The sequence below is a fragment of the Streptomyces spiralis genome, from assembly GCF_014654675.1.
GTDB classification, from domain to species: domain Bacteria; phylum Actinomycetota; class Actinomycetes; order Streptomycetales; family Streptomycetaceae; genus Streptomyces; species Streptomyces spiralis.
In genome coordinates this window covers 48,212-58,599 of record NZ_BNBC01000057.1, presented here as the reverse complement: position 1 = coordinate 58,599, position 10,388 = coordinate 48,212, and the positions used below count along the sequence as shown (strand labels likewise).

Sequence of the window (10,388 nt, the reverse complement as noted above, 5' to 3'; positions counted from 1 at the left end):
GGGGCGATGGACTCCTCGTAGACCTGGGCCTGGATCGGGTCCGGGACCAGGATCATGATGACGTCGGCCTCGGCGGCAGCCTCCGCCGGGGTGACCACGCGCAGGCCCTGCTCCTCGGCCTTGGCCTTGGACTTCGAGCCCTCGTGCAGACCGATCCGGACGTCGACACCGGAGTCGCGCAGCGACAGGGCGTGGGCGTGGCCCTGGCTGCCATAACCGATGACCGCGACCTTGCGGCCCTGGATGATGGACAGGTCGGCGTCAGCGTCGTAGAACAGCTCGGCCACTTTGGGTTCTCTCCTTGGTGTGCAGGTTGTGCGTCCCACCGTATGCCGGTGAGGGGACGGGAGGTTCGGGGGTCTCGGTATACGGGCGGCCGGTGTCCCCCGACCGCCCGAATACGTCGCTAAGCCGACCGGTCGAGGGCGCGCAGCGACCGGTCCGTGATCGATCGGGCGCCGCGGCCGATCGCGATCGTGCCGGACTGGACCAGCTCCTTGATGCCGAACGGCTCCAGCATCTTCAGCATGGCCGACAGCTTGTCGCTGGACCCGGTGGCCTCGACGGTCACCGCGTCCGGGGAGACGTCGACGGTCTTGGCGCGGAACAGCTGGACGATCTCGACGATCTGGGAGCGCGTCTCGTTGTCGGCGCGCACCTTCACCAGGACGAGTTCGCGCTGCACCGCCTGGGACGGCTCCAGCTCGACGATCTTGAGCACGTTGACGAGCTTGTTGAGCTGCTTGGTCACCTGTTCCAGCGGCAGGTCCTCGACGCTCACCACGATGGTGATGCGGGAGATGTCCGGGTGCTCGGTGACGCCGACCGCGAGCGAGTCGATGTTGAAGCCGCGGCGGGAGAACAGGGCGGCGATCCGGGCGAGGATGCCGGGGGTGTTCTCGACCAGGACCGAGAGCGTGTGCTTGGTGGACATGACGGTCGTACCTTCCTGAAGTCCTCGGTGGCTCTCAGTCGTCCTCGTTGTCGCCGAAGTCGGGGCGGACGTCACGGGCGGCCATGATCTCGTCGTTGGAGGTGCCGGCGGCGACCATCGGCCAGACCATCGCGTCCTCGTGGACGATGAAGTCGACGACGACCGGGCGGTCGTTGATGGAGTTGGCCTCCTCGATGACCTTGTCCAGGTCCTCGGGCCGCTCGCAGCGGATCGCGTAGCAGCCCATGGCCTCCGACAGCTTCACGAAGTCGGGGACCCGGGTGCCCCTGGCCTCGGGGTTGACGTCCTCCGGACCGGAGTGCAGGACCGTGTTGGAGTACCGCTGGTTGTAGAACAGGGTCTGCCACTGGCGGACCATCCCGAGGGCACCGTTGTTGATGACGGCGACCTTGATCGGGATGTTGTTCAGGGCGCAGGTGGTGAGCTCCTGGTTGGTCATCTGGAAGCAGCCGTCACCGTCGATCGCCCAGACGGTCTGCCCGGGCTGTCCGGCCTTGGCGCCCATGGCGGCCGGCACGGCGTAGCCCATGGTCCCGGCGCCGCCGGAGTTCAGCCAGGTGGCGGGCTTGTCGTACTGGATGAAGTGCGCGGCCCACATCTGGTGCTGGCCGACGCCCGCCGCGAAGATCGTGCCCTCGGGGGCGAGCTGTCCGATGCGCTCGATGACCGCTTGCGGGGACAGCGAGCCGTCCTCGGGCTGGTCGTAGCCCAGCGGGTAGGTGTCGCGCCAGCGGCTGAGGTCCTTCCACCAGGCGCTGTAGTCGCCCTTGTGGCCCTCGCTGTGCTCCTTCTGGACCGCCTGGATCAGGTCGGCGATGACCTCGCGGGCGTCACCGACGATCGGCACGTCGGCGGCGCGGTTCTTGCCGATCTCGGCGGGGTCGATGTCGGCGTGGACGATCTTGGCGTACGGCGCGAAGCTGTCCAGCTTGCCGGTGACGCGGTCGTCGAAGCGGGCTCCGAGGGCGACGATCAGGTCGGCCTTCTGCAGCGCGGTGACGGCGGTGACCGCACCGTGCATGCCCGGCATTCCCACGTGCAGCGGGTGGCTGTCGGGGAACGCGCCGAGCCCCATCAGGGTGGTGGTGACGGGCGCTCCGGTGAGTTCGGCCAGCACCTTCAGTTCGGCGGTGGCCTTGGCCTTCAGGACGCCACCACCGACGTAGAGGACGGGGCGCCTGGCGGCGGTGATGAGTTTGGCGGCCTCGCGGATCTGCTTGGCGTGCGGCTTGGTGACGGGCCGGTAGCCGGGCAGGTCCATGACGGGCGGCCAGGTGAAGGTGGTCTTCGCCTGGAGGGCGTCCTTGGCGATGTCGACGAGGACCGGGCCGGGGCGGCCGGTGGAGGCGATGTGGAACGCCTCGGCGATCACCCGGGGGATGTCCTCGGCCTTGGTGACCAGGAAGTTGTGCTTGGTGATCGGCATGGTGATGCCGACGATGTCCGCCTCCTGGAAGGCGTCCGTACCGATCGAGGAGGACGCCACCTGGCCGGTGATGGCGACCATCGGGACGGAGTCCATGTGGGCGTCGGCGATCGGCGTGACCAGGTTGGTGGCGCCGGGGCCCGAGGTGGCCATGCAGACGCCGACCTTGCCGGTGGCCTGCGCGTAGCCGGTGGCCGCGTGACCGGCGCCCTGCTCGTGCCGGACCAGGACGTGACGCACCCTCGTCGAGTCCATCAGCGGGTCGTAGGCGGGGAGGATCGCACCGCCGGGAATGCCGAATACGGTGTCGGCGCCGACCTCCTCGAGAGAGCGGATGAGGGACTGCGCACCCGTGACGTGCTCGACGGGCGCGGACTGCTGTCCTGAGGAACGGGGCCGCGGCTGCGGATGGTGGGCCCCGGAGGCCTGCTCGGTCATCGGCATTCTCTTCTCGATGCTGAGGTTCTGCGAGGGTTCGGGTGTCGGCTTTCGCCAGGTTCGCACGGTTCAGGGCTGCTGTGCGGCAGGTGCCCGTGCAACAAAAAACCCCTCGTGCCGTGAGGCAAGCGAGGGGAGCGCGCCGGTGAGGGTCGCTGGGGATTCCGGGTCATCTCTCCGGTGGTTCCCAGCTCAGCCGACGCGCTGTCCAAGTACGAGAATTCGGGTGCGCATGGCACTGACCCTCCCCCCGGCACGCACCCGGTGTCAAGTGGGTGGGACGGGAGTCTCATTATGTGGTCGCAGGGTTGTCCCGCCCCCGAGGACGGCGGTCATCCCTCCGGTGTACACGCCGGCACCCCTTTCCACGGCGCGCTCACCGCGCCCGCCGCCGGCGAAGGCCGGTTCGGCCGGGCCGTGCGGCACCGGGTAGCGGCCGGAGGCGAGCGCCCGGCGCAGCCGGTACTCGTCCAGCGGGCCGGCGAACGCCATGCCCTGCCCGTGGGTGCACCCCATCGCGCGCAGGGCGGCGACCTGCTCGGGCAGGTCCACGCCCTCGGCCAGCGACTGGAGCCCCAGGTCGCCGGCGATGCGCAGCAGCCCACCGGTGATCTTGTGCAGCCGGGCGGACTCGACGACGCCCTCGACCAGGCCGCGGTCGAGCTTCAGCACGTCCACGGGGAGCCTTCTGAGGGCCGTGATGGCCCCGTGGCCGCTGCCGAAGCCGTCCAGCGCGATGCGGACGCCCAGCCGTCTGAGGCCGGCCAGCCGCCGCTCCAGCTCGTCCAGGGAGACCCGCGGGTCGGTGTCCGACAGTTCGATCACCAGGGCCCCGGAGGGCAGCCCGTGCCGGGTCAGCAGGGCCTCCACGGTGCCGGGCGGCAGCGAACGGTCCACCAGACGGCGGGCGCCCACCCGGACGACCACGGACGCGGCCAGACCGCTCCGGGCGCGCTCGGCGGCCTGCTCCACGGCCTCCTCCAGCATCCAGCGGCCCAGTTCGGCCGTCCTGTCACTGTCCTCGGCGACCCGCAGGAACTCCGCGGGCGTGAAGAGCACCCCCTGGGAGGAGCGCCAGCGCGCCTGCGCCACGACCGACGTGATCCGTCCGGTCTCCAGGCAGACCACCGGCTGGTGCAGCAGCGTGAACTCGCCGTCGTGCAGGGCGGACCTGAGCCGGCCGGCCAGCTCCGCCTTGCGGACGACGTCCTGCTGCATCTGCGGCTTGTACAGCTCGACGCGGCCCTTCCCGGCCGCCTTGGCCCGGTACATGGCCAGGTCGGCGTTGCGCAGCAACTCCCCCGCGCCGAGTCCGGGCTCGGCGAAGGCCACCCCGATGGAGGCGGCGACACGGACATCGTTGCCGTCGATGAGGTACGGCTGCGACAGGGTCACCCTGAGGCGGTCGGCGAGCTCCAGGATGTGCCCTTCGCGGGCGGTGCGGTCGCGGGTGCCGTCCCCGACGATGAGGGCCGCGAACTCGTCGCCACCCAGCCGGGAGGCGGTGTCCCCGTGCCGGACCGCCTCCTGGAGTCTGCGGGCGGCCTGGACGAGCAGCTCGTCCCCGGCCTGGTGCCCGATCGTGTCGTTGACGGCCTTGAAGCCGTCCAGGTCGATGAAGAGCACGGCGGTGCCGCGGTCGGTGGAGCGGCGGCCGGACAGGGCCTGCTGCACGCGCTTGGTGAACAGCGCGCGGTTGGGCAGGTCGGTGAGCGGGTCGTGCTCCGCGTTGTGCTGCAGCTGCGCCTGGAGGCGGACCCTCTCGGTGACGTCCCGGCTGTTGAAGATCAGGCCGCCGTGGTGGCGGTTGATCGTCGACTCCACGTTGAGCCAGCCGCCGTCGCCGGAGCGGAAGCGGCACTCGATGCGCGTGGTGGGTTCCTCCTGCGGGCCGGCGACGAGGAAGCGGCGCACCTCGTGCACCACACAGCCCAGGTCCTCCGGGTGGATGAGGCTGGCCAGTTCGGTGCCGACCAGCTCCTCCGCGGGCCGCCCGTACACCCCGGCGGCGGCCGGGGAGACGTACCTCAGGACGCCGTTGGGTGCGGCGATCATGATGACGTCGCTGGAGCCCTGCACCAGGGAGCGGAAGTGGTTCTCCTTCTGGGCCAGTTCCTGGGTGAGGGTGATGTTGTCGAGCAGCATGATGCCCTGGCGCACGACGAGGGCGAGCACGACGGCACCGGCGGTGATCAGCACCACGCGGTCGACGCTGTGGCCGTTGAGCACGTTGTAGAGGATCCCCAGCGTGCAGACGGCGGCGGCGAGGTACGGGGTGAGCGCCGCGAGGGAGCCGGCGATCGGCCGGGCGGCCGGATACCGGACGCCGTCGCCGGCCGGCGCGGGTGCCCGGCGGTAGCGGGTGCGCGGGGCCGGGCGCCGTCCGGGCGTCCGGTCGTCCGCCGCGCGCGCGTGCCCGTCGGCCGGGACGGCCTGGGCGTCGGACGCCGGGGCGTGCCCGTCGGCGGCGGGGGTGTGTCCGTCGGCGGCGGAAGCGGGACCGGCGTCGGCCCCGGGGTCCTGTCCGTCGGCCACGCGCGCGTGGCCCGTGTGGCCCTCGGTCCGCTGTCCGGTGGGCTCGTGCCCGTCGCCGGTGTGTCCCAAGGACTCCGGGGACTTGCGCCCGGCGGGTTCCGACTCGTGGTTCGTCTCGTCTTCCTCGGTGGTCGCCGAGGGACTCCGGGGCGCGACCCAGGGGGCGTACGCGAGGAGCAGCGAGCCGGCGAACCAGCCCGCGTCGAGCAGCTGCCCGGAGCGGTAGCTGTTGTGCAGCAGCGGCGAGGTGAACAGGGCGTCGCTCAGCACGGTCAGGGCGAGCCCGCCGATCGCGGTGTTCACGGCGGTGCGGTTGACCGGCGAGCGCCGGAAGTGCAGCGCGAGCACCATGCTGACCAGAGCGATGTCCAGCAGCGGGTACGCCAGTGAGAGCGCGGTGTGCGCGACGCTCGGCCCGTCGAACTTCGCGGCCTGGGCCAGCGCGAGGCTCCAGGACAGCGTGAGCAGCGAGCCTCCGATCAGCCAGGCGTCCAGCGCCAGGCACACCCAACCGGCCTTGGTCACCGGCCGCTTGGCGAGCACCAGCAGGCCGACGATCGCGGGGGGCGCGAAGCAGAGGAAGAACAGGTCGGCGTAGCTGGGGCTGGGCATGGGCTCGCCGAGGACGACCTCGTACCACCCCCAGACCCCGTTGCCCAGGGCCGCCATCGCCGAGGAGAGGCCGAACAGCAGCCAAGCGGAGCGGAAGCGGACGTGATGACAGCGGCCGTACGCGACGCAGGAGACGGCGGCGGTGCCGGCCGCGGCGGCCAGCCCGAAGTCACCCATGATCAGCGCGAGCTCGTGCGAGCCCCAGTCGCAGGCGGAGCCGACGGCGTACCCCGCGCACAACAGCGCCAGGAGGAGCTGGGGCACCAGTCTCCGGGCGGCGCCGGCGGCGGCCGGCGGGCGGGCCCGCAGCGCGCTCGGCGCGGGCTGGGGCCGCAGGGCCCCGCCCAGCGTGGGCAGGGCGGGCGGGGGCGGGCTCACCGGTCCCTCCCGGTCCGCGCCGCCGGGTCCCGAGGGTCCAGGTGCGCCGTGTGCGCGTGCCTGCGGCGTCCGCCCGGCCTGCGGTGCTGGTGGTGACTGTGCGGGCAGTGCCGGCTGGAACGACTGCTGAGATGGCTGTGATGGGTGTGATGACCGCCGTGGTGGCCGCGTCTGCGCGCGGCCGTGTGCCAGGGCCTTTGGTGGCGGCCCCGCCGCGTCGGATCGTTCGTCCATACGCCGTGCATCGCCCGTCGCCCCCCTCGCAGTCTGAAATGTCCGTCCCCGGCGCCGAACGGTTCGCGGCGCAGCCCCTGTCCGGGACGATACACCAGTCCGGTCACTCAGGGACATAGCTCCTCTACGCTGCGTGACGAACGGCGTGTATGCGAGTACGCTCCGCGCCCGAAGAGTCGCGGTCCGTACCCGAAGGGGTCACACGCCCGGTGTCACACGCCCGACGCACCCGTCGTCAGAACCACGTTTGCGAGCGGCTCCTGGTTCACGAAGCGGTGCAACTGGCCCGTCAGCAGCCGCTTCGCGCGCGGCAGGAACGCCGATGTCGGGCCGCCCACGTGGGGGCTGATCAGCACGCCGGGCGCGTGCCACAAGGGGTGGCCGGGGGGCAGCGGCTCAGGGTCGGTGACGTCGAGGGCCGCGGTGAGACGGCCGCTCTCCACCTCCGCCAGCAGGGCCTTCGTGTCGACGACGGCACCGCGGGCGACGTTCACGAGCAGGGCCCCGTCCTTCATCCGGGCCAGGAAATCGGCGTTCACCAGGCCGCGGGTGGCCTCTGTCAAGGGCGTGGAGAGGACGACGACATCGGCTTCCGGAAGCAGAGAGGGCAGATCGGTGAGCGGATGCACCGGACCGCGCGCTGTGGTGCGCCCGGAGCGCGCCACGCGCGCCACCCGCGCGAGCTCGAAGGGCGCGAGCCGGTCCTCGATGGCGGCGCCGATGGATCCGTAACCGACGATGAGGACGGTCTTGTCGGCGAGCGCGGGGCGGAAACCTCCCTGCCACTCGCCCCGGTCCTGGGCCCGTACGAAGTCGGGGATGCCGCGCAGGGAGGCGAGGACGAGCGTCAGGGTCAGCTCGGCCGTGCTCGCCTCGTGCACGCCGCGCGCGTTGCACAGCCGTACCCCCGCCGGGAGGTCCTTGAGGCCGGCCTCCACGTGGTCGGTGCCGGCGGACAGCGTCTGGACGACCCGCACCGCACGCATGCGGGGCATCGGCCGGGTGCCGAGCGCGGCGGGCTTCATGTACGGCACGACGTAGAAGACGCAGTCGGCCGGGTCCGCGGGGAACTCCTGGCCGCCGTCGTCGCCTCCGTCCCAGAACAGGTAGTTCAGCCCCTCGGGAAGCCCGTCGATCTCGTCGGGCGGGATGGGCAGCCACACGTCAGCAGTCATGCTCAGGAGGCTATGCCAGGTGCGTGAGGAGACAGACGTTAGGTTGGTGGGGCGCGGCAGAGGGAGGGTTACGGCGAGGTGGAGCGCAGGACGATCGGCGCGGCGGCACTCGCGGTGGGGGCCGTAGGACTCGGATGCATGCCGATGAGCTGGGCGTACAGCACCTCGCGGCAGCGGGGGGAGGAGTCGCTCAGGGCGGTGCACCGGGCGCTGGACATGGGCGTGACGCTCCTGGACACGGCCGACATGTACGGCCCGTTCACCAACGAGTTGCTGGTGGGGCGTGTGTTGAAGGAGCGGCGGTCCGACGCCTTCGTCTCGACGAAGGTGGGTCTGCTGGTCGGCGAGCAGCACATCGTGGCCAACGGCCGCCCCGGCTATGTGCGGCGGGCCTGCGACGCGTCGCTGCGGCGGCTGCAGACGGACGTGATCGACCTGTACCAGTTGCACCGCGCGGACCCGGAGGTCCCCGTCGAGGAGACCTGGGGGGCGATGGCGGAGCTGGTGCGGGCCGGGAAGGTGCGGGCGCTGGGCCTGTGCGCCGTGGGGGCGCGCGGCGGGCGCCGGTCCGGGGCACGCCTGTACGACGGAACGATCCGGCAGCTGGAGCGGGTGCAGCAGGTGTTCCCGGTCGGCGCGGTGCAGGCCGAGCTGTCGGTGTGGTCGCCGGAGGCGCTTCGGTCGCTGCTCCCGTGGTGCGCGGCGCGCGGCGTCGGCTTCCTGGCCGCGATGCCGCTCGGCAACGGCTTCCTGACCGGCACGCTCACGCCCGGCCAGGGCTTCGAGCCGGACGACCTGCGGGCCCGGCACCCGCGCTTCACCGCCGAGATGATGGCCGCCAACCAGCCGATCGTGGCCGGCCTGCGGCGTGTGGCCGCACGGCACGGCGAGGACGTCACTCCGGGCCAGGTCGCCCTGGCCTGGGTGCTGGCCCAGGGGTCGCACGTGGTCCCGGTCCCGGGCGCCAAGCGCGAGCGCTGGGTCGTGGAGAACGCCGGCGCGGCGGACCTGCGCCTGACGCACGAGGACCTGGCGGAGCTGGGGCGCCTTCCGGCGGCGCGGGGGTCGTGGGACTGAGAGACCGGTCCGGTACGGGGTCGCCGTGTGGACCCGTACGGCGCTGCCGGGGAGCGTCGGAATCCCGGAGTCGGGAACCTTGGAGGCGCGGGCGGTGTATGAGAAGTAGGACCCGCCGCGTCGAAGGGACTTCATCGTGCAACGACGAGCTGTGACGGGTGTGCTGGCCGCCGCGCTGCTGTTGGCGGCAGGGTGCGACTCGGGTGGGACGCCGTCCGGGCAGGGCGCGGCGCCCGGCCGTACGACGGCCGCACAGTCCTCGCCCTCCGGACAGGCCCCCGGGGAGACCGCGCCACCGGCCAAGGGCTCGGTGAAGGTGCTGCGCACGGTCACGGAGGGCCTGGACAGCCCCTGGGGGCTGGCGCCGCTGCCCGGCGGCGGTCTCCTCGTCTCCTCCCGCGACAAGGCCACGATCACCCGGGTCGACGACAGGACGGGCAAGCAGACCGAGCTGGGCACGGTCTCCGGGGTGGCCCCGGAGGGCGAGGGCGGTCTCCTCGGCATCGCGCTCTCCCCCGGATACGCCTCGGACCACATGATCTACGCCTACTTCACCTCGGCCTCGGACAACCGCATCGTCCGGATGCTGTACGACCCGAAGAAGCCGGCCGGAGAACAGCTCGGCGCACCCGACACGATCTTCAAGGGCATCCCCAAGGGCGTCATCCACAACGGCGGCCGGATCGCCTTCGGACCCGACGGCATGCTCTACGCGGGCACGGGCGAGAGCGGCGAGCGGGGCCTGGCCCAGGACAAGAAGTCCCTGGGCGGCAAGATCCTGCGGCTGACCCCGGAGGGCGGGCCGGCGCCGGGCAACCCCTTTCCCGACTCCCCCGTCTACACCTACGGCCACCGCAATGTGCAGGGCCTGGCCTGGGACGGCAAACAGCGCCTGTTCGCCTCCGAGTTCGGCCAGGACACCTGGGACGAACTGAACGCGATCAAGCCCGGCGACAACTACGGCTGGCCGGACGCGGAGGGCAGGTCGAGCGACCCGAAGTACCACAACCCGATCGCCCAGTGGCACACGGACGAGGCCTCCCCCAGCGGCATCGCCTACGCCGAGGGCTCCGTCTGGATGGCCGGCCTGAGGGGCCAACGCCTGTGGCGGATCCCCCTGAAGGGCACGGAGGCCTCGGCGCCGCCCCAGGCGTTCCTGACGGACACCTACGGCCGGCTGCGCACGGTGGCCGCGGCCGGGGGCGACAAGCTCTGGCTGGTCACCAGCAACACGGACGGGCGCGGCAACCCCAAGAAGGGCGACGACCGGATCCTCGAGGTGCAGGTGAAGTAGCCCCCGGGCTCACTCGTCGCCGGGCTCGGCCCCATCGCCGGGCTCGGCCTCGTCACCGGGGTCGGTCTCGTCACCGGGGTCGGTCTCGTCGCGGGCCGTCCTGGGCGGCCGTACGACGACCTTCCCCGACGCGAGATCGATGGGGCCCCGCCCCGGGTCGTTGTCCCCGATGTCCTCCCGGGTCAGTTCCAGCCGCTTCTGCTCGTCCCGGGTGTGCTTGCGGCCGGGCGCGAAGAGTTCCTCGAAGATGTTGAACACGGTGGC

At 71.9% G+C, this 10,388-nt stretch carries 8 protein-coding genes; 2 read left to right on the top strand and 6 right to left on the bottom strand.

The features are described 5' to 3' along the window. The 5 genes from IE318_RS38055 to IE318_RS38035 all read right to left on the bottom strand — a co-directional run. On the bottom strand, positions 1-287 hold a 287-nt coding region (locus tag IE318_RS38055), incomplete at its 3' end, for an NAD(P)-binding domain-containing protein (protein ID WP_189907481.1). Between the two features lie 119 nt (positions 288-406). Next, the gene (gene ilvN / locus IE318_RS38050; RefSeq protein ID WP_030179423.1) at positions 407-934 is read right to left on the bottom strand and encodes an acetolactate synthase small subunit; all 528 of its coding nucleotides are present in this window, start codon (positions 932-934) and stop codon (positions 407-409) included. Between the two features lie 34 nt (positions 935-968). Then, positions 969-2,819, bottom strand: coding sequence for an acetolactate synthase large subunit (locus IE318_RS38045; protein WP_030179420.1), 1,851 nt, complete (start codon positions 2,817-2,819; stop codon positions 969-971). A gap of 267 nt (positions 2,820-3,086) precedes the next feature. Beyond that, a complete protein-coding gene (locus tag IE318_RS38040; protein WP_229904020.1) occupies positions 3,087-6,344 on the bottom strand; it encodes a putative bifunctional diguanylate cyclase/phosphodiesterase in 3,258 nt (1,085 codons plus the stop codon). Between the two features lie 446 nt (positions 6,345-6,790). Then, positions 6,791-7,753 (bottom strand): 2-hydroxyacid dehydrogenase, encoded by a 963-nt coding sequence (locus IE318_RS38035; RefSeq protein WP_189907480.1) that lies wholly within the window; start codon positions 7,751-7,753, stop codon positions 6,791-6,793. Between the two features lie 78 nt (positions 7,754-7,831). Here IE318_RS38035 and IE318_RS38030 point away from each other — a divergent pair, with 78 nt between their 5' ends. Both IE318_RS38030 and IE318_RS38025 read left to right on the top strand, forming a co-directional pair. Next, positions 7,832-8,830 carry an aldo/keto reductase gene (locus IE318_RS38030; protein WP_189907479.1) on the top strand — a complete coding sequence of 333 codons (999 nt, stop codon included), beginning with the start codon at positions 7,832-7,834 and terminating at the stop codon, positions 8,828-8,830. A gap of 133 nt (positions 8,831-8,963) precedes the next feature. Further along, complete coding sequence (locus tag IE318_RS38025) at positions 8,964-10,124, top strand: PQQ-dependent sugar dehydrogenase (protein WP_373311399.1); 1,161 nt, start codon at positions 8,964-8,966, stop codon at positions 10,122-10,124. Between the two features lie 9 nt (positions 10,125-10,133). Here the strand turns inward: IE318_RS38025 and IE318_RS38020 are convergent, their stop codons facing one another. Then, positions 10,134-10,382, bottom strand: coding sequence for a DUF6191 domain-containing protein (locus tag IE318_RS38020; RefSeq protein WP_189907478.1), 249 nt, complete (start codon positions 10,380-10,382; stop codon positions 10,134-10,136). Between the last annotated feature and the right edge of the window lie 6 nt (positions 10,383-10,388).

Coding starts and splice junctions, on each gene's coding strand:
- ilvN (WP_030179423.1), bottom strand. CDS start 934: ATGTCCACCAAGCACACGCTCTCGGTCCTGGTCGAGAACACCCCCGGC.
- IE318_RS38045 (WP_030179420.1), bottom strand. CDS start 2,819: ATGACCGAGCAGGCCTCCGGGGCCCACCATCCGCAGCCGCGGCCCCGT.
- IE318_RS38035 (WP_189907480.1), bottom strand. CDS start 7,753: ATGACTGCTGACGTGTGGCTGCCCATCCCGCCCGACGAGATCGACGGG.